This is a genomic window from Pseudoalteromonas luteoviolacea S2607 (assembly GCF_001625575.1).
Classification (GTDB): domain Bacteria; phylum Pseudomonadota; class Gammaproteobacteria; order Enterobacterales; family Alteromonadaceae; genus Pseudoalteromonas; species Pseudoalteromonas luteoviolacea_E.
In genome coordinates, this window is sequence record NZ_AUXV01000011.1 from 182332 (window position 1) to 202883 (window position 20552).

Consider the following 20552-nt stretch of genomic DNA (forward strand, 5'->3'; position numbering starts at 1 on the left):
TCTCCTTCTTTTTCACTTTGGTTTATTGGACCTTTTGCCTGACAATATAGGTGCTTGCATTTTGAGCAACAGTGGTCTGTTTAGTTGAACTTTGCGGATAATTGTCCTTGTATCTAAACTTAAGCTGCGTATGATCTGAAAAATTTTATCTGCAAACCGAGTGCCTTATGATCAATACCAAACTACCTTTACTTGATTTACACCGTCACTTAGACGGTAACGTGCGTGCTGAGACGATTTTAGAACTCGGTCAGAAATTTAACATGCCATTACCTGCAAATGATGTGGAAGGTTTGATCCCCCATGTTCAGGTGATTGACAATGCGCCGAACTTAATGGCGTTTCTAGCAAAGCTAGATTGGGGTGTTAAGGTGCTAGGTGACTATGATGCTTGTCATCGCATTGCAGTAGAAAATGTAGAGGATGCAATCGCACAAAAAATGGATTATACCGAGCTGCGTTTTAGTCCTTATTACATGGCGAAAACACATAATTTGCATCCGCAAGGTGTGGTTGAGGCTGTTGTCGATGGTGTAAAAAGTGCAACGCAAGGGCGTGATATCAAAGTGAACTTGATTGGTATCATGTCTCGCACTTTCGGTGTTGAAAAATGTCAGCATGAACTGGATGCATTATTGGCTTTCAAAGAAAGTTTGGTGGCGGTTGATCTAGCCGGTGATGAGCTGGGCTTTCCCGGTGAGTTATTTATTGAGCACTTCAGACAGGTTAGAGATGCATACTTAGGTGCGACGATTCATGCTGGAGAAGCAGAAGGTGCGAGCAGTATCTGGCAAGCGATTAAAGAGCTTGGTGCCACGCGTATTGGCCACGGTGTTAAAGCCATTGAAGACCCTGAGTTGATGGACTTCCTAAGAGATAATCGTATCGGTATCGAGTCTTGTTTAACCAGTAACCTGCAAACGAGTACAGTAGCAAGTATCGAAAGTCACCCTCTAAAGCAGTTTTTGGACCACGGTATTTTAGCGACCATCAATACGGACGATCCTGCCGTACAGGGCGTTGAGTTAGATAACGAGTTTGCCAAAGCTGCGCCGCTTGCAGGTCTAAGTGAGGCTGATATTCTAAAAGCGCAAAAAAATGCGGTTGAAATTGCGTTTTTGAGTGATGCCGACAAGCAGGCTTTATTACAAAAATACGTGTAATTTTTGGCTGAGCTGCTCAGTGTTTTGAGCAGCTTAAATAGTTATCTCTCAGTGCATTGATCACATGGCTACGTGTGACTATCGCAATCACTTTGTCAGCCTGAACAACTGGGTATATTTTGGGTTTGTCTTGTTGCATCTGAGTGGCTAAGTCTAGCACCGTTGTATTCTTGCTAACAGCGAGCGGTTCCGTTGTCATCAGCTGTGATATTTGTGTTGCACCATCACAAAAGTAGCTACTTTGTAGCAAAGGCGCGAGCAATTGCTGTTCCGAGATAAAACCCACTAACGCACCGTGTTTGTCTTGCACGGGCGCACCAAATAAATCAAATTTTTGCAGCTGTTCTATTGCTTCAGTAATTTCAGTTTCAGGGGTGACAACTGGGAATTGGAAAGACATGATGTCTTCAATAAATTGGTTTGCCATGGTATGTCTCCTATCTTGTGTTAGGAGTAGTATGTGCAAAATTGACTGATTTTTAAAATTGATTATTTATATTACTTTGATTTGTTTTTTAGATTGAGCGCCCAACTTAAGTATTGCGCGCTCTATTTTGCATTACTTGATAAATGCAAAGGCATCTGCGTACATGAAGTCGCGGTTGGCACCATGGTTGATAAAGTCATCGCGGACGATGCCAATCATGTTAAAGCGGCCAGCCATATATACACTATATGGTTCTAAAGAGATGATGTCTTTCATCACTGCCTGATGCACGTAGCCAGTATGGCCTTGCCAATTATCAGTCGCGTTTTCAACGACAGGAATAAATTGGAAGTTCTTTTTGCTTGCAGCCCACGCTTCCATTTCTGCTTTTGCATAGAGTGCAGATTCTTCTTTTACGCCCCAATAGAACAAGACTGGTTGCTCGTAGTTAATTTCTGCAAGATGATCTGCCATTGACTTTACGTATGAAAACCCAGTACCACCGGCTAACAAGACGATAGGGCGTGCTTGCTCTGGACGTACTTGTGACACACCTAGTCCAACCTCTAAATCGACATCAATACCATCTGTATGGGCTGTTTTCAGATGCTCCAAAGCTTGCATAGCGTAAGAGTCAGCACCTGATGCACCAATATGTAGCTCAAGCTCTTGTTTATTCGATGGGCTGCTCGCAATCGAAAATGCACGCTTGTCTTTCTCACCAAGAACCAGCTGTAAATAGTGGCCAGCGGAAAATTCTGCGTCTTGCTGTGGCTTCAACAGCACCTTGTAAACAAATTCTGTGAGAGGAGAAATAGCCTCTACACGCGCTTTTAATATCTGCATTTCAAACCTTTTTATTAAGCACCTTGGCGAAAGTATGCGCACTGTAACATATTTAATCGCGATATTGTTATATCGCGTTGCTTGGAAATTACCTGAAAGTAAAACAAACTTTGCTAAAAGTGCACAATACTAAAATGTTATTGCTTATCCATAATGCCTAAGCTGTCCCAAATATCATCGACTTTGCGTTTAACATCTTCGTCCATCACAATGGGTACGCCCCATTCTCTGTCTGTTTCGCCAGGCCACTTGTTGGTTGCATCCATTCCCATCTTAGATCCAAGCCCAGATACAGGCGACGCAAAATCGAGATAATCAATTGGCGTGCTTTCTATCATGGTTGTGTCTCTTGCCGGATCCATTCGGGTAGTAATGGCCCAGATTACGTCATTCCAGTCACGCGCATTTACATCATCATCACAGACGATCACGAATTTAGTGTACATAAACTGGCGTAGGAAAGACCAAACGCCCATCATCACGCGCTTTGCATGACCTGGGTATTGTTTTTTCATCGTGACGACTGCCATGCGATAAGAACACCCCTCAGGAGGGAGGTAAAAATCCACAATCTCAGGAAATTGCTTTTGTAAGATTGGCACAAAGACTTCGTTAAGTGCCACCCCTAGAATCGCGGGCTCATCTGGTGGGCGGCCTGTATAAGTGCTGTGATAAATCGGGTTTTCACGATGCGTGATGTGAGTCACGGTCATGACTGGAAAATCATCGACTTCGTTGTAGTACCCAGTGTGATCTCCATAAGGCCCTTCAGGTGCAGTTTCCCCTTGTTCAATATATCCTTCAAGCACAATCTCGGCACTGGCTGGTACTTGCAGATCATTTGAAATGGACTTGACGACCTCAGTCTTGCTGCCACGTAAAAGTCCTGCAAATGCATACTCGCTGAGCGTATCTGGCACAGGGGTTACCGCGCCTAAAATAGTGGCTGGATCGGCGCCTAATGCCACTGAAACAGGGTAGGGTTTACCCGGGTGTTCTTTGCACCACTCTTGATAGTCCAATGCGCCGCCGCGATGAGATAACCAGCGCATGATGATTTTATTTTTGCCCAGTAACTGCTGACGGTAAATACCTAAGTTTTGACGCTTTTTATGTGGCCCTTTGGTTACGGTGAGGCCCCACGTGATCAGCGGCGCAGCATCACCTGGCCAACAATGCTGAATCGGAAGCTTGGTTAAATCTACATCGTCACCACTTAATACAACTTGCTGACAAGGCGCTTTCTTTAGCTCCTTGGCCGGCATATTGAGTACTTGTTTAAAAACAGGTATTTGGCCTATGGCTTCTTTAATGCCTTTTGGTGGTTCAGGTTCTTTGAGAAATGCCAAGAGCTTACCAACTTCACGAAGCTCGCTGACATCGGTTTGACCCATGCCCATTGCGACGCGTTTTGGCGTGCCAAATAAATTTGCAAGGACGGGAATATCAAACCCTTCTGGGTTTTCAAATAAAATGGCAGGACCACCGGCACGCAAGGTGCGATCTGCTATTTCAGTCATTTCTAATTTGGTTGAAATGGGTTGACTGACGCGGACAAGTTCACCTTGCTTTTCAAGCAATTCGATGAACTCTCTTAAGTCTTTATATTTCATTTTAGCCTATTACGCAGTGAGTAAGCCTATCTGTGACAGCAATTATATCAACTCCCCACCCTCTTAACATACTCAAAGCGAGGAATAATAGAATTAATCTATTTAATTGATTGCGACAAAGAAGTCAGTGATTAGCAAAGTATTGTTGCACGTTATACGTTAATGTCGAGCTTCTAGATTTGTTATCGATTGGCTTTTTGCTTTTGATTGTGACTCTTATGTTTCCTTGGTTTGGCCTTTGGGCTATAGTCAGAGTGAGTCGACGGGTATCTATTGGAGGCGACTTGAAGACAATAACAACAATAGTTTACCTAGCATTATGCTTACTAGTGGTAGCCTTTTCTCCGAAATCTTTGGCGCAGGGTTTACCTACCGAGGTATTCGATAACCACAGTGCAGTTATGTTGCTGATTGAACCTGACAGCGGCAGGATTGTGCGTGCCAATCAATCGGCTGCAGACTTTTACGGCTACAGTAAAACGCAATTAGAAAGCTTATATATTCAAGAGATTAATCAGTTTACACCGCAACAAGTAGAGAAAGAGCGGCTATCAGCGTTAAATGAAGGGCGTAACTATTTCATTTTTCAACATCGGTTGGCGAATGGAGAAAACCGTACGGTATCGGTTTATTCATCGCCTTTTATGAATACAAACGGAGAAGCCTTACTTTTCTCGGTGATCCAAGATGTTAGTGCGCGGCGCAAGTTAGAGCATGCGTTGTGGCATTATCAAAGTAATTTGGAACAGCAAGTTGCGTTGCAAACAAAAGAAATAAAACACGCCAGTACAGTGCAAGTCTTTTTACTCAGTAGTGTAATCGCCATTCTGATAGGCACGACGGTGATCCTCGGCTGGGGGTTTTTGCGTTTGCGCAAAACCAAGCGGCGCTTGGAATATCAAAGAGCACGTCTAAATGCGATTTTTGATGCCATTGGCGAGTACCTCATTTTTACCGATCCAGATGAAAAGGTGGTTTCGGCAAACCGTGCTGCTTATCAAGATTTAGGAGAATTAGATGGCCAATTGATCTTTGATGCATTGGACGATTGCACATGCGTAGAGGCAACTCAGTTTGAGCCTAAGGAATGCAAGTTGGATACGAATTTTGGCACCCTTGATGTCGAAATAAGTAAAACGGATGTGTTGGACAACACAGGTGGTTTATATGGCCACATTTACCTTCTTCAAAACATTACTCAGCGTTTGGTTGACGAACAAGAACAGCGTCTGGCTAGCACCGTTTTCTCGACGACAAGTGAAGGTGTGTTAGTGTCTGACAAGCATAATCGCATTCAGATGGTGAACAAAGCATTTACGGAGATCACGGGCTTTAGTGGGCCTGAAGTCATGGGAAAAACACCTGCAATTTTTAATTCTGGTCGTCACGATACCGCTTATTTTACTCAGTTATACGATGCTTTAAGCTCTCGAGGCCACTGGGAAGGTGAAATATGGAACAAGCGTAAAAATGGCGAGGTTTATCCAAGTTGGTTGCAAGTCTCAGCAGTGTTTGATCAGCATGGTGATATCGACATGTATGTGGCGCTATTTAACGATATCACCTCGCGAAAACGCAATGAGCAATTGATGTGGCAGCAAGCAAACTTTGATAATTTGACAGGGCTGGCTAATCGCCATCACTATCATGCCAAATTTGATATTGCACTGACGCAAGCTGAGCGCAAACAATCCCGTGTCGCGGTGTGTTTCATCGACCTAGATCGCTTCAAAGCGGTAAACGATACGTTGGGGCATCACATTGGTGATTTATTGCTGATTGAGGCTGCGAATCGGATCCGAGAATGTACGAGAAACTCTGATACAGTCGCGCGTTTGGGTGGTGATGAATTTGCTTTGTTATTACCTGAAATGGAAATGATCGGGGATATGGAAAAAGTCGCTGAAAAGATTCTCAGCGCATTAAGTGAGCCATTCCACCTTGAAGGTCATGAGGCGTATGTATCCGGTAGCATGGGCATCACATTTTATCCTGACGATGGTGAAGATAGAAAAGTGCTACTACGAAATGCTGACAGCGCCATGTATAAAGCAAAAGAAAATGGTCGTAATTGCTTTCAATTCTTCACGGCGGCTATGCATGAACATGCCAAAGCGCGCAGCCAATTAGAAGGTGCACTGCATCGTGCACTTGCTAACCAAGAGCTGAGGGTGGTTTACCAACCGATTGTAGGTCAAGGCAATAAACTTGGGTGTGAGGCTTTGTTGCGGTGGCATAATGAAGCGCTTGGTGAAGTGTCTCCTGCGGACTTTATTCCAATTAGTGAAGAGCTTGGGCTTATACTTGCGATGGGTGAATGGGTGCTTTATCAGGCATGTGCACAGGCTCGCTCATGGCTAACAAAAACCGACAGACCGTTCTTTGTTTCTGTAAACGTGTCTAGCACTCAGTTTAAACGCCAAGATATTGTAAGCTTAGTAGATAAAGTGCTGAAAGATACTGGCCTACCAGCGACTTGCTTAACGCTCGAAATTACTGAGACTGTTCTGGCTGATAATTCAGATGGGATAGAGTTGCAGTTGGAGCAATTGCGACAAATGGGAGTAGGGCTTGCTATTGATGACTTCGGTACGGGCTATTCGTCGCTGGGTTATCTAAAGCGGTTTCCTTTGTCTAAGCTCAAGATCGACCGAGCGTTTATTAAAGACTTGCCTGAAGATGAAGAAGATAAGACGCTTATCAGCGCCATCGTGTCTATGGCCAGTAAATTAAAACTCACCGTGATCGCTGAAGGGGTTGAAACCCCAGCACAACTTGAGTTACTGCAGCAGTTAGGGTGTGATTATACTCAAGGGTATTTGCATGCCAAACCAAGCAGTGCAAATGATTTTGAGCGATTCCTAGTGCAGTATTCTCAGTCGCAGGCTCACTCACACACTTGATGCAGTTGGCAAAGAGAAGTCAGTGCTTCGTGTGCTTTTAGATTACCCTGTGCTTTTGCTTTGATGAGCAATTCAAAGGCACGGGGTAAGTCTTGCTCTCCGCCTTCTGCTGCAATTAGCATAGTCGCGAGGTTATACATCCCCCACTGATCTTGGTTACTGGCAGCCGCTTCAAATGACTGGCGCGCGGCAATTAAATCTCCCTGTTGATATAGACTAATACCTTGGCTATTTTGCGGTGAAAATTGTGCTCTTTGATGTTTTGGGAAATGCGGTAGTGCACGCTGTTTAACAATGCCTCCTAGGACATAGATATCATTGGGCCTGTATGCCGCATAGATCCCGCCACTTTGATACAAATCTAAAATTTCGCTATGGGTTAAACGCCAGGGTTCTGCTTTGAAATAGTCATCAAGCATCAGGTTATCGAGTTGGATGGCTCGTTTCGCATCTCGTTTTCTTGCATAGGTGTAACGACCCTGTTTCAAGGTAACTAAACCTGAGTTAACCGCTATCACTTGTACTACACGGAATTGCGGTTGATACACTCGGTCACTTTGTATTCTACCAAAGTCGACCATGATGACATCGTCAACTTTGGGTGCATGTAACCACATCGATTGTTGTGTTTGCGATTGCTGATGCTGCACAATCCAATAGCCACAGAAGCCGATAAGCAAAAAGGCAATAATGATGGCCTTATAGCGGCTGACTGATGCTGTGATCACATCATGAGTACGAAACAGGGCGCTTTTGATCATTGCCATCTCCGTGGTGAGCTACACCGTAAATTTCATTAAGTGTGTCAAAACCAAGATAGCATGGCTTAGTTTTGACACAAAAAGACCTACTTACCTGACATTGCAGTCTGTGCATTGGCGGCCATAAGTGCAAATACTGCGTAGGCTGCTGTATTTTGCTTTAGTTTATCTGGGTCAACTTTATCGAGTGTATCATCGGCCGTATGGTGATAATCAAAGTAGTCTGTGCCCACTTGATGTAAGTCGAAAATTGGTGCCGATGTCATTTTCTTGAATGGGATCAGATCTGGCCCACCTCGCGCGGTATTTTTACGAATATATTTAATGCCCAGTGGCTTTAGCTGTTTTGCAATTTCGCGTACGGCAGGGAGCGAAGCTGCATTTACATTGGATTCAAAAGCGTACACGACATCTGCGCCAAAATCGGATTCGGCTGCTGCGACAATATTACTCAAGCGCTCTTCGTAATGTTTAAAATATGCTTTGGCACCCCACAATCCGAGCTCCTCTGCTGCAAATAACACCACACGAATACTGCGTTCTGGTTGTGTGTGATCGGCAATGTGTTTTGCTGCAGCCATAGTTAATGCGACGCCAGCACCATCGTCTAGGGCACCAGTGCCTAAATCCCAAGAGTCGAGATGGCTACCCAGAAGTACATACTGTTCAGGGTACTTGGAACCGGTGATTTCGCCAATGACATTGTAACTAGTCCCTTCGCCTAAATCTTCTGTTTGAATATTCATTTCCACCTTGACTGGCTTGCCAAGTGCCACTAGGCGTGAGATCTGGTCGGCATCAGGGTTTGCAACCGCAGTGGCAGGAATTTTACTGACTCCTTCAGTGTAATGGCTCCCTCCCGTATGAGCGAACCTATGATGGCTAGTACTAACCGAGCGCATCATATAAGCAATTGCCCCTTTTTTGGCTGCTTCTACCGCGCCTTTGTTACGGGCTTTTACTGCCGGACCATAGCCATTACCGTCAATGTCTCTGTTCATTCGATAATTGATAAATGCAATTTTACCTTTCAAACTCCCTGCTGGGGCTGCAATTAACTCGTCAAAAGTTTCAAATAATACGACTTCACCCGATAAGCCTTGCTTAGGGGTACTGATGCTATTACCGAGTGCTGTTAGGTGTAGAGGTTGCTTGCTCGGCGTCAAAATAAATCCAGATTCGTGGTAACGTCTCCACTCTGGAAATTTGGATGGTTCCAACCAAACTTTATCAAAACCTAGTTGTTGAAACTTTTGTTTGGCCCATGCTACGGCCATTTTGTCGTTCTCGGTACCTGGCAAGCGAGGACCAACTTCAGTGGTTAAAGATTCAACGAGTTGCCAGCTTAAGTCGCTGTTACGCGCGTGTTCACGTACTTTAGCAACAGTGTCTAATTCTGCCTGAGTAAATTCCTGAGCTACCGCGATATAGCTCGTACAGAATGCAAATAGTGGTAATATGCTGGTTTTAATCAAAGTACGAAATGCACGTTTCATAATGTTCCTTAGTCGGTAGTGATGTGGTTATTTTGACATCGAAATCCACGCTTTAAAACGTTAATAGGATGAAATGCATAAGAGCGCGCTGTTATGAGTTGTTAGCAAAAGTGAAACTGAGTGAGCGCAGGACTGCAAGCGGCTGTTATTGAGGTGATTGCATAGTATACCAAAGGTCGGGGTTTTTGATAAAATCAGCGCACTTTGATTTGTCAGGAATACCATGTGAACGCGCCTTTTACTCAATTATCACTGCGTGCAGAGTTACTATCAGCACTTAGTCAAGCTGGCTTCCGCAAAATGACGCCGATTCAAGCACAAAGTTTACCAGAGCTACTAATGGGCAAAGATGTCGTTGCGCAAGCAAAAACAGGTTCAGGTAAAACTCTGGCTTTTAGCTTGGCCATGTTGCAGCAATTAGACATAACATCGCAGCAGATCCAAGGGCTTGTTTTAGCTCCTACCAGAGAGCTTGCTAATCAAGTTGCTGAAGAAGTTAGAAAGCTTGCTAGAGAGCTTGGCAATGTGAAAGTGTTGACTATTTGTGGTGGCGAGCCTATCGGGCCGCAAATAAGTTCATTGGAACACGGTGCGCACATTGTGGTTGGTACACCTGGTCGAATTGAAGAACATTTGTTTAAGGGGACATTAGACTTAACTCAAGTGAGCCACTTTACTTTGGATGAAGCTGACCAAATGTTAGATATGGGGTTCATTGATGCGATTGAAAGTATTGCTGTTTACCTCCCCGAAACACGTCAGACAATGATGTTTAGTGCAACCTACCCTAAAGACATTGAGCAATTGTCGCAACGCTTTATGCGCGCGCCCACTTTGGTTAAAGGTGAAATAGAAACGCTTAATCGGCAGATAAAACAACAGTTTTTCCCACTAAAAAATAATAAGCTCAGATTCAATACTTTAAGGTTGCTATTGCTGCAACATAAGCCAGAAAGTTGCATCGTATTTTGTAATACCAAAGTTGAAACTAAAAAGCTGTTCAGTGAGTTACAAGAAACAGGTTTGCAAGTGGTCGTACTGCATGGGGATTTAGCACAAATTGAGCGTCAGAGGATGTTGCTCAGGTTTGCAAATAAAAGCGCTTCAGTGTTGGTGGCGACAGATGTTGCTGCCCGCGGGTTAGATATCGAAGATATTGATATGGTTGTAAATTATCATATGGCGCTCGAACCACAAACACATGTGCACCGGGTAGGGCGTACAGGCCGTGGCGGCAAAAAAGGCTTTGCCTGTTCGCTGTATGGTGAAAATGAAACTTTTAAAGTGAAGCAGCTCAGTGAGTTATATGAAAGAGAATTTAACCCATCGCCAACACCCCCACTGAGCTTGCTTGATAAGCCTGTTTATAAACCCCGTATGGTGACGGTCGTGATCGACGCGGGCAAAAAGCAAAAAGTTCGAGCTGGAGACATCGTTGGTTGCCTAACGGGTGAAAATGGGATTGGCGCAGCACATATTGGCACCATTACCGTGCAAGATAATCAAGCGTATATCGCAATTTATAGAGATGCTGTGAAGCCTGCCATTCGTAAATTGCATGCCGATAAAATCAAAGGTAAACGTATTAAAGCTAAACGATTGGTGTAGCGCTTTTTTTATTATAGCGCCGTTTTTAGTTGGTCATACTCGAGTTTAATCTGATTAAACTCGAGATCACTGCCGCCTTTATCTGGGTGGCAAGACAAAGCGAGTCTTCGCCATTTTTTTTGCAATGTAGGCAAGTCGTACTCGTCGGGTAGGCGCCACTTTTTTACCAATGCTTCTCGCGTTTGAGCACTGGGGCGGGGCGTTTGGACGCTCAAATAATTTTGCCAAAACTCACTTAATAGAGCCTCAATTTCTTCTTTGCTGGTGTCATAATTGTTCCAATCTAAATAATAGCTTTTCAGTGGATCATTATGTGATGGTAAATTGCAGTGATCCGAGCTCACTGTTTCCTGCTCCAGATGCTCTATATAGATATCTAATGCTGAGATATGCACAATATGATGTGTGTCGCACAGTTCGTCTTGTAATTGATATAGCCCATTCATTATTAAAAAATTTCTTTTAAACAGGTCTTTATGGCTGTCCTCATCTAATTCTGGCAATCCATTGAGGGCTTTTAGTTGCTGTGCGAGCTCATGAACTTTTATGTGTGGGGTCGCAGAGATAATGTCAAAAATAAGATTGAGAATTGGGTTGAGCATTGTTCGACCTGTAAACATAGTGTATCTTCATGACCATAAATATTGTCGATTAATTATTACGCTATTGCAAATCGGGATGGCATGGATGGCTTTAATACATAAGTGCTTGATAGTGATTTTTACGCTGGGACTGAGCAGTGTCGGCTACTCATCAGAACAGGATAGTTCAGTACAAACGCTAGAGCAGCAAATACAGAATATTGCGCAACTTGAAAGCTGGCAAGAACAACAGATGGTTGGTGAGCAACTATTAAACCATCCAAAGCTTTCTCTTTTGCAAAAAATCGCTCTTTTTGAGCTCTTAGGAAAAGTGGCCTTTCAGCATGGAGAGCTACGTCAAGGCATTCAGTTTTTTAAGCAAATGGAAGGAGAACTGAACGCTCCAGAAGAACTAACACGACAATTTACTGCGATAAAAATGCAGGGAATTGGCTGGTATCATTTAGGTGAATTTGCAGCATCGGAAAAGGATTATACTCGCGCTTTAGTCCTTGCCAAAAGCCATCAACCTCCAATTGAAGTCGCACATATTCACAATAACTTAGGTCTGGCATATGTGAAAATGCACGACCTGATGAGTGCCTTGTCGCATTACTTGGATGCGTACGAGCTCTACAAGCAACATGGTGATGAGCAAGATCAGGCTGATATTATTCTCAACATTGCAGGTGTATATATACGCTTATTGAGGTATCAAAAAGCCGAGGAATTACTGCAAAAAGCTATCATTCTTTTCGAAAAGCTTGGGGACAGTTATGGCATCGCGTTGTCGCAGGCTAACTTAGGTGTGCTATATACCCAAACAGCGCGCTTTGAGCTGGCGAGCAACTATTTGCAAAAAGCCATTGATTACTATGAAGCGGTCAATGACGTTAAACACTTATCTTACGAATATAGCAATTTAGCAAAAGTGAGTATTGCTACGGGTGATATGTCACTGGCTGAAACTCAGGTCAACTTCGCCATTTATTATGCAGAAAAAGCCGAGAATGACTCAAATATGTCTGAGGCTTTGTATGTGCAAGCCCAGGTCTTTTTAGTTAAAGGTGAAATTGCTCAGGCCAAAGAAGCGGCGCAGAAAAGTTTAGCAATGAATCAGACATTAGGTGCTGAGCTACGTGAAAAGAGGGCATTATCGGTCATTGCTTTAGCGGAGTCTGCACAAGGTGATACCGCACAAGCGCTGCGTACGTTGACGGAGTATGATCACGCCATCTTCCAATTATTGAACCAAGCGCTGTTAGAGAAAGCCCAAAAGTACCAAAAGCGGTTTGAAGAAAGTGAGCTTAGCCAAGAGTTAGCCCAACTTAAACAAGCACAGCAGTTACAAGAGCTAAGAACAAAGCAGCATCAACAATTGATGTGGATGAGTGGGTTGGTAGTTGGTTTTGCTCTTTTGGCTTTGGTAGCGTGGTATCGCCGTACAATTGAACGCAAAGCTAAACTAGACTTGAGTAATGAAGTTGCGCAGCGCACTGCAGAGTTGCAAAAAACGGCAGATCAATTGCGCAGTGCTAACCAAGTAAAAAGCCAATTTCTCGCTAACATAAGCCATGAAATACGTACGCCATTGACTGCTATTTTGGGATACAGTGAAAATATGCTCCATGAGCATCAAGACAATGAATCACTCAAAGCATCTCTTACAGTGCTGATGCGACAGGGAAGACACTTGAAAGAGCTTATCAGTGATGTACTGGATCTTAGTAAAATTGAGGCAGAACAACTTGAGTTAGAGCTCACAGAATTTAAAGTGGAATCGCTCTTATCTGACATCACCGATATGTTCCATCACCCGTGTTTAGAAAAGTCCTTAGAGCTGATTGTTGATCATCGGTTGGAAACGCCCTATCGCGTCTGTTTGGACTATGTCAGAGTAAAACAGGTTTTGATTAATTTACTGAGTAACGCAATTAAGTTTACCCACCATGGACATGTAGAATTATTGGCTGAACCTCAAGACGATGGCATCCTCTTTAGTGTCAGTGACACAGGAATTGGCATGCCAGCAGCTCAGCTCGAAAAGATTTTTGAGCACTTTCAGCAAGGTGACAATAGTATCACGCGTCGCTTCGGAGGCTCCGGACTTGGGCTTAGTTTGTCGCAGCAACTTGCTGCAATGATGGGGGGAACAATTAGGGTTACGAGCGAATTACACGTTGGTAGTCGGTTTGCGTTTTGGGTGCCATGCACTCGCCTCAATAAACAAGATGATCAGGAGTCTTGCAAGCAAATTGAAGTGCTTAACACACATGCCTTTGCTGGGCAGGTTTTGCTTGCGGAAGATCACGATGATAATCGCATTTTATTCGAACGTATATTGTCAAACTTAGGGTTACAAGTTGAGTCTGCATCAGATGGTAAGCAGGCGGTAGAAAAATGTTTAAGTAGCTACCCAGACCTCGTATTGATGGATATACAAATGCCCCAAATGGATGGACTTGAGGCATTAAGTTTATTGCGCCAAGCGGGTTATGAAGGGCCAATTTATGCTCTCACCGCGAATGTTATGGAACATGAAATCAAGTATTACTTAGACAGCGGCTTTGATGGACATTTAAGTAAACCTTTAGAGCAAGATAAACTCGTTGCAGTTTTGAGTAGCACTTTGAATCACGATTACAATGCGCACGTAGATACTGATATCAGTCTAGATATGGCAGATTTGAAACAGAGCTTTGCTTCAACGCTTGAACAAGAGCGATACAAATTGATCGATTTATGGCAAGAAGAAGATCACGCTGGATTACAGTACCACTGCCATAAACTGGCGGGTGCCGCTGCGGTATTTGGGTTTTTGCCAATTGCAGATATTGCGAAACAATTCGAAGCGGCTTTAAAACAACACAACTCTGCACAATACCAAGACCTGTTCTTGATTTTGTGTGATGAACTCAAAGTACACGCTTACTCAGAACAACTCGATATCACCTGAATCACTTAAATCAGCTGAAGGCGCTTCTTGTGGCTGTTTGGTCATTGATTCGCTACTTTGAGCGCGACTCTTATCAACGCGAGGGTCCAAATCAGGTTCTGGTGTTTCTGTTTTAAAAATGCTTAACTTTTCGTGAATACTACTAGAGAGGTTGATTAAATCAGTGCTAGATACTGCTTGGATTTTAGAACTTGAAAGGGCGTCAGAATTCAATTCAACCATTGATTCAATACTTGCTTGGGCTTCATCAGATACCACTTTTTGCTGTTTAACTTGACTGTGAATACTGTGCGACATTGCATTGATGTCGAGCATCGCATGTTCGATTTGATCGACCTCTTTGGTCGATTCATCAGAGAGTTGAACCGTTCTATCTGTTTCTTCTAACGCAAGCAGCATCAATGAGTGAGCACTGTCAGTACCGGCTTGGATTTTACTGACCATTGCGCGCACTTCTTGCGTAGATTGGCTTGTACGTGCAGCCAAACTACGTACCTCGTCAGCTACAACTGCAAACCCACGACCTTGTTCTCCAGCTCGAGCGGCTTCAATAGCGGCATTTAGGGCAAGTAAGTTAGTTTGATCAGCAATCGAATTGATAACATCTATCACAGTGCTAATCGCATCACTGTCTGCTTTAAGTGCTTCGATTTGCTGACTGGTTTGTCGAATGTGCTCCGCAAGGCTAATTAGACTTTCCTGACTTTTATCGGTATCTACACGGGTTTTTTTGACGGCTTCGGTGGCCTCTTCAACAGAGCAGTAAATTTTATCTAAATTTTCATCTAACTCTCTTGAAACGATGAGCATACGATTGATAGAGCTGGCTAAATCTTCACCATGTGCATGTTGGATGGTGGCCTTTTGAGTCATAGATGCATACGTGTCTCTGAGATCATCGGCCATCGGCGCTAGTCGAGCTGAGCAGGTGTAGACTTCGCAAATAATATGTTCAATAGTGGCTATCCCGGCATTGAGCGCAAGGCACGACTTGGGTAGCTGTCTGTCTTGTTCATCAAACCGATAGGTAAGGTCAATATTAGTATCAGCGAGCAAGGCGCTGACCAAGTTATCTAGGTAATTGCCTTTACTGCTGTATTTAGAGATCAAGAGGTAAACGACTAGAGCGCTCAGAACGATTAACGTGCATATTGTTACTGTTGCAGATAATGAAAAATCGAAATATAAAGCGCAAAGTACTGTAATGGTTAGATTAGCGCACGTGGTACTGATCACTCCGACGTTTAAACGCATATACCTGAGTCTCCCTTCTATGGTCTTAAAAATTGGAAACTTTTTTCCAATTAGACTAATAGGTATAGACTAGTTCAAAGTGAATTCCAAGCTTTTGCAGGGTAAAAAAAAACCTGCATTTGCAGGTTTTTTTATGATTACTTTCGCTTCATGGAGTCGAAAAACTCATCGTTCGTCTTACTCATTGAGAGTTTGTCGATAAGGAATTCCATCGCGTCTATTTCGCTCATCTCATGCACGATCTTACGCAAGATCCACATCTTCTGTAGCTCATCAGGCTTAGTTAACAGTTCTTCGCGACGTGTACCTGAACGGTTAAAGTCAATAGCTGGGAATACACGTTTTTCTGCAATCTTGCGGTTCAAGTGCAATTCCATGTTACCCGTACCTTTGAACTCTTCGTAGATAACTTCATCCATTTTAGAGCCAGTATCGATAAGTGCTGTTGCGATAATGGTTAAGCTACCGCCTTCCTCAACGTTACGCGCTGCACCGAAGAAACGCTTAGGCTTGTGCAGTGCGTTGGCATCTACACCACCAGTAAGCACTTTACCCGATGAAGGAATGACAGTGTTGTAAGCACGTGCTAGACGAGTGATTGAGTCCAATAAGATGACGACATCTTTTTTGTGCTCAACTAGGCGCTTAGCTTTTTCAATCACCATCTCAGCAACTTGCACGTGACGGCTTGCTGGTTCATCAAATGTTGATGCAACAACTTCACCTTGAACCAAGCGCTGCATCTCTGTAACTTCTTCAGGACGTTCGTCAATCAGCAGTACCATAAGAGTTGCATCAGGGTTGTTGTAAGAAATCGATTGCGCAATATTCTGAAGCAACATCGTTTTACCCGCTTTTGGCGGCGCAACGATAAGTGCACGTTGACCTTTACCAATTGGTGAAGCAAGGTCTAAAACTCGCGCTGTAATATCTTCAGTACTGCCATTACCACGCTGCATTACTAAACGTTCGTTAGCATGGATAGGCGTTAAGTTTTCGAACAAGATTTTAGTTCGAGAATTTTCAGGCTTATCAAAGTTAACTTCATTAACTTTTAACAAAGCAAAATAGCGTTCGCCATCTTTAGGTGGACGGATAAGACCGCTAATTGAATCACCAGTACGCAAGCTAAAGCGTCTGATTTGACTCGGCGAGACATAGATGTCATCCGGCCCTGCTAGGTAAGAAGCTTCGGAAGAGCGTAAAAAGCCAAAGCCGTCTTGGAGAATTTCTAAAACACCGCCGCCATAGATGTTTTCGCCGCTTTTTGCATGGGCTTTCAAGATAGCAAAGATGATATCTTGTTTTCTAAGACGGGCTACGTTTTCGAGTCCCATTGACTCGGCAAGTTTTACAAGCTCATTTATTGACTTGTCTTTAAGTTCGCGTAAATGCATATTGGTGGGTTCTTTAATTAACGTTGTTTTCTCGTCGCACGAGGGATTGAGTTGAAATTCGATAAAAAGGTTTGTGGCTCTATAAGTTAGCAGCTAGCCATCGAGTCGTCCAGTCTTTATACAAAAAATTAATCCATTAATCTTAAAATTTCGCTGGCAAGCAAAATGAGAAAGCCCAAATTACTGAGTTATTTGGGCTTTTAGCTTTTAAACGTTGTCGTTTAAAAACTCAACAAGCTGAGTTTTAGAAAGTGCGCCTACTTTAGTTGCAGCAACTGCACCGTCTTTGAATAGAAGTAGTGTTGGAATACCACGGATACCAAACTTTCCAGGCGTGCCTGAGTTTTGGTCGATGTTTAGTTTGGCGATAGTTACTTTACCTTCAAACTCACCAGCTACTTCATCAAGAATTGGCGCAATCATTTTACAAGGACCACACCACTCAGCCCAAAAGTCAACAAGAACAGGTTTGTCTGAGTTAAGTACGTCAGCTTCAAAGCTGTCGTCAGTTAATTGGATAATTTTGTCGCTCATTACGTTCTCCGTTAGAAATTAGGCGAATTATTTAGTGCGTATTTAAACACTCTTGTTTCTTATTGCAAGTTTAAACGTTATGCTTTATTGCTATGACTAAGACACATTTGACCAATACCAAATTTTCAGACTTTGCTTTAGCACCGGAAGTGGTCGCCGGTTTGACAGCGAATGGCTTCGAACATTGTACGCCAATTCAAGCAAAGTGTATGCCTTACGTATGTGAAGGCAGGGACATTGCGGGTCAGGCGCAAACAGGAACCGGTAAGACACTGGCATTCCTTACTGCGACTTGTCATCGTTTAATGCAAAATCAACCTGAACAGCAAGCATCTGTACAACCCAGAGCCATTATTATGGCGCCGACTAGAGAGTTGGCAATACAGATCCATAAAGATGCAAATGTTATCGCACCACACTGTAATTTAAAGTTAGGTTTAGTATATGGTGGCGAAGAGTATGAAAAACAACGGGCACAATTAGAAAAAGGCGTTGATATTTTAATTGGTACCACTGGTAGACTTATCGACTTCTATAAACAAGGTGCGTTTAACCTCAACAGTATAGAGGTTGTGGTACTAGATGAAGCAGACCGAATGTTTGATTTGGGCTTCATAAAAGACATTCGTTATTTATTCAATCGCATGCCTGGAACACAAGAGCGTTTGAATCTCCTGTTTTCTGCGACACTATCTTACCGAGTGCAGGAGCTGGCCTTTGAGCATATGCACAATCCGATTCATGTTCAGATTGAGCCTGATGTTAAAACTGGCAAGCGTATTCAAGAAGAATTATTTCACCCCTCACAAGAGGACAAATTACCTTTACTTTTAACTCTAATAGAGGAAGATTGGCCCGATAAGGCAATTGTCTTTGCAAACACAAAGCACAGTTGTGAGAATGTTTACGAGTGGTTAAAGGCTGATGGGCATCGTGTTGGTTTACTTACAGGTGATGTAAATCAGAAGAAACGTTTGTCTATATTGACTAAATTTACTAAAGGTGAATTGGATTTGCTTGTAGCGACTGATGTTGCTGCACGAGGATTACATATCCCTGAAGTAAGCCATGTATTTAATTTCGACTTACCAGATGATAGAGAAGATTACGTGCATCGTATCGGTCGAACTGGTCGGGCTGGAGCATCGGGGCATGCAATTAGTTTTGCTTGTGAGCAATATGCGTACAATCTACATGAGATTGAGGAATATATAGAACACTCGATTCCTGTTTCTCACTACGACAAAACTGCATTATTAGATGACCTCAAGCCACCAGTAAAACAACATCGCAGAAATTATCAATCTGGTCAGAGAAAGCGTGGCAATACTCGCAGACAAGGCAGTTATCAAAAATCAGCATCTAAGCATAGTTAGATGTCGTAAGGGTAAGTAGAGGTTACGAGCGTGGGATATAACTCACCACAGAATAATGTATATGCCGTAATAGACTTGGGCTCAAACAGCTTCCACATGCTTATTGCAAAGCATATGGCTGGTGGAGTCCATACAATTGGCAGAGTAAAGCGTAAAGTTAGGCTAGCTGCCGGACTCAATGAGCAAAATGTACTGTCTCAAGAAGCAATGGAAAGAGGCTGGGAATGTTTGTCACTTTTTGCGGAGCGACTACAGGATATTCCGCCGCAAAACATTAAAATTGTTGCAACCGCGACATTGCGCTTAGCTCAAAATGCAGAACAGTTTAAGCTGCGGGCTGAGGAAATTCTCAATCATAAAATTGAGATAATAAGCGGTGAATTGGAAGCTTGCACTATCTATAAAGGGGTTGCTCATACATCGTCATGTCATGGTAAGCAGCTTGTGGTTGATATTGGTGGAGCAAGTACTGAAGTTGTAATTGGTCGTGGCTTCGACGCACATATATATTACAGTCTAAATATGGGCTGCGTTACTTACCTAGAAAAGTATTTCAAAAATGGTTTGCTGAGCGAAGAGAACTTTGCACAAGCGATAAAGGCTGCAACAGAAGTGATAGCCCCACATGCTGGAGCGTTTCAACAAGTCGGTTGGGAGTTAGCTATCGGTGCTTCTGGCACGGTTCAAGCGATACAAGAAATCTTTGCTGCTCTGGGCCTTGATGAGTACCTAGTGCTATCAAAGCTCAATCAAATTAAATCAATGGCGATTGACTGTGAGACTATATCTAAGCTTGATCTGCCTGGTTTAAGCGAAGAGCGCCGACTTGTTTTTGTATCTGGCCTTGCAATTTTGATTGCGTTATTTGAGTCGCTAGAAATAGAACGTATGGGCTTAGCTGGTGGTGCGCTGCGTGAAGGTGTGCTCTATGGCATGATTGATGATTTAAGTGTTGCTGATATTCGTAAGCGTACTTTGAATTGTTTTATGGCTAGATACCATGTTGACAACTTGCAAGCACAGCGTGTCTTTGAGATGAGTAATAGTTTCCTCAATCAGCTAAAAGGCTACTGGTCGATTAACACACAGTTTGGTTCCGATGCTTTACGTGCTGCAACAGTCGTTCATGAATTGGGCTTACTGATCGATTACAAAGAGTACCATAAGCATAGTGCTTATATTCTTAACAATAGTGTCATGCCTGGCTATACCAAGGCTCAAAAGCAACTGATTGCGGCTTTGGTAAGTAATCACCGATTAGATATCGATGTTGAGAGCTTTGCCCTGCTTGGTTCTAATCAACGTCTGGCTGAAATACTAATTAGGTTATTACGCATTGGGGTTATTTTATCTATGCGTCGTCAAGATGATGTGTTGCCAGAATTGTTCCTGACTGCAAGTGAACCTGAAACACTCACTCTAACTGTGCCGAAAGCTTGGTTGGAAACACATCCTTTAATGCGTACAGAGCTGGAGCAAGAAGCAAAGTATCAAGAAAAGTGTGGTTGGTTATTGGAAATTGAATGTGATTAGGTGCTGAATAGTGCGTTTAATCAACAAAAACTGGTGTTTTGTCTGTAAATTGAGCATTCGCAAGTGTTTTTTTCTTTTTAATTAAAAAAACGCTTGCGCCAATC

General features: G+C 43.2%; 15 protein-coding genes. 6 read left to right on the plus strand and 9 right to left on the minus strand.

The features are described 5' to 3' along the window. The first annotated feature begins 167 nt into the window (after nt 1-167). Nucleotides 168-1163: an adenosine deaminase gene (gene add / locus N480_RS08760; RefSeq protein WP_063372129.1), complete on the plus strand. Its 996-nt coding sequence runs from the start codon at nt 168-170 to the stop codon at nt 1161-1163. Between the two features lie 16 nt (nt 1164-1179). Here the strand turns inward: add and N480_RS08765 are convergent, their stop codons facing one another. The 3 genes from N480_RS08765 to ubiD all read right to left on the minus strand — a co-directional run bounded on the left by N480_RS08765 (nt 1180) and on the right by ubiD (nt 4049). After that, entirely contained in the window at nt 1180-1590 is a 411-nt protein-coding gene (locus tag N480_RS08765; protein ID WP_063372130.1) for a CBS domain-containing protein, read from the minus strand. Between the two features lie 132 nt (nt 1591-1722). Then, nucleotides 1723-2436, minus strand: coding sequence for an NAD(P)H-flavin reductase (gene fre, locus N480_RS08770; protein WP_063372131.1), 714 nt, complete (start codon nt 2434-2436; stop codon nt 1723-1725). 137 nt (nt 2437-2573) lie between these two features. Beyond that, nucleotides 2574-4049, minus strand: a complete 1476-nt coding sequence (gene ubiD / locus N480_RS08775; RefSeq protein ID WP_063372132.1) for a 4-hydroxy-3-polyprenylbenzoate decarboxylase — start codon at nt 4047-4049, stop codon at nt 2574-2576. Between the two features lie 284 nt (nt 4050-4333). On the opposite strand from ubiD, the gene N480_RS08780 reads away from it, so the two are divergent. Next, entirely contained in the window at nt 4334-6952 is a 2619-nt protein-coding gene (locus tag N480_RS08780; protein WP_231102242.1) for a GGDEF and EAL domain-containing protein, read from the plus strand. Here the strand turns inward: N480_RS08780 and N480_RS08785 are convergent. Both N480_RS08785 and N480_RS08790 read right to left on the minus strand, forming a co-directional pair. After that, nucleotides 6937-7713, minus strand: coding sequence for a sel1 repeat family protein (locus N480_RS08785; protein WP_063372133.1), 777 nt, complete (start codon nt 7711-7713; stop codon nt 6937-6939). The two genes, N480_RS08780 and N480_RS08785, sit on opposite strands and share 16 nt — an antisense overlap. Before the next feature lie 86 nt (nt 7714-7799). After that, nucleotides 7800-9209, minus strand: a complete 1410-nt coding sequence (locus N480_RS08790) for a M20/M25/M40 family metallo-hydrolase (RefSeq protein ID WP_063372134.1) — start codon at nt 9207-9209, stop codon at nt 7800-7802. Between the two features lie 225 nt (nt 9210-9434). On the opposite strand from N480_RS08790, the gene dbpA reads away from it, so the two are divergent. Further along, nucleotides 9435-10817: an ATP-dependent RNA helicase DbpA gene (gene dbpA / locus N480_RS08795; RefSeq protein WP_063372135.1), complete on the plus strand. Its 1383-nt coding sequence runs from the start codon at nt 9435-9437 to the stop codon at nt 10815-10817. A gap of 11 nt (nt 10818-10828) precedes the next feature. Here the strand turns inward: dbpA and N480_RS08800 are convergent, their stop codons facing one another. Beyond that, nucleotides 10829-11437, minus strand: coding sequence for a DNA-J related domain-containing protein (locus N480_RS08800; RefSeq protein WP_081231803.1), 609 nt, complete (start codon nt 11435-11437; stop codon nt 10829-10831). 67 nt (nt 11438-11504) lie between these two features. Between N480_RS08800 and N480_RS08805 the strand changes: the two genes are divergently transcribed. Then, entirely contained in the window at nt 11505-14354 is a 2850-nt protein-coding gene (locus tag N480_RS08805) for an ATP-binding protein (RefSeq protein ID WP_063372136.1), read from the plus strand. On the opposite strand, the gene N480_RS08810 is transcribed toward N480_RS08805, so the two are convergent. From N480_RS08810 to trxA, 3 genes are all read right to left on the minus strand, one after another. Then, nucleotides 14331-15608 carry a methyl-accepting chemotaxis protein gene (locus tag N480_RS08810; protein WP_063372137.1) on the minus strand — a complete coding sequence of 426 codons (1278 nt, stop codon included), beginning with the start codon at nt 15606-15608 and terminating at the stop codon, nt 14331-14333. The two genes, N480_RS08805 and N480_RS08810, sit on opposite strands and share 24 nt — an antisense overlap. A 137-nt stretch (nt 15609-15745) precedes the next feature. Continuing rightward, a complete protein-coding gene (gene rho, locus N480_RS08815) occupies nt 15746-17005 on the minus strand; it encodes a transcription termination factor Rho (RefSeq protein WP_023399073.1) in 1260 nt (419 codons plus the stop codon). Nucleotides 17006-17212: 207 nt separating this feature from the next. Continuing rightward, entirely contained in the window at nt 17213-17539 is a 327-nt protein-coding gene (trxA, locus tag N480_RS08820; RefSeq protein ID WP_063372138.1) for a thioredoxin TrxA, read from the minus strand. Between the two features lie 92 nt (nt 17540-17631). Between trxA and rhlB the strand changes: the two genes are divergently transcribed. Both rhlB and gppA read left to right on the plus strand, forming a co-directional pair. Then, nucleotides 17632-18915, plus strand: coding sequence for an ATP-dependent RNA helicase RhlB (gene rhlB, locus N480_RS08825; protein WP_063372139.1), 1284 nt, complete (start codon nt 17632-17634; stop codon nt 18913-18915). 30 nt (nt 18916-18945) lie between these two features. Beyond that, a complete protein-coding gene (gene gppA / locus N480_RS08830; protein ID WP_063372140.1) occupies nt 18946-20448 on the plus strand; it encodes a guanosine-5'-triphosphate,3'-diphosphate diphosphatase in 1503 nt (500 codons plus the stop codon). Nucleotides 20449-20552 lie beyond the last annotated feature (104 nt).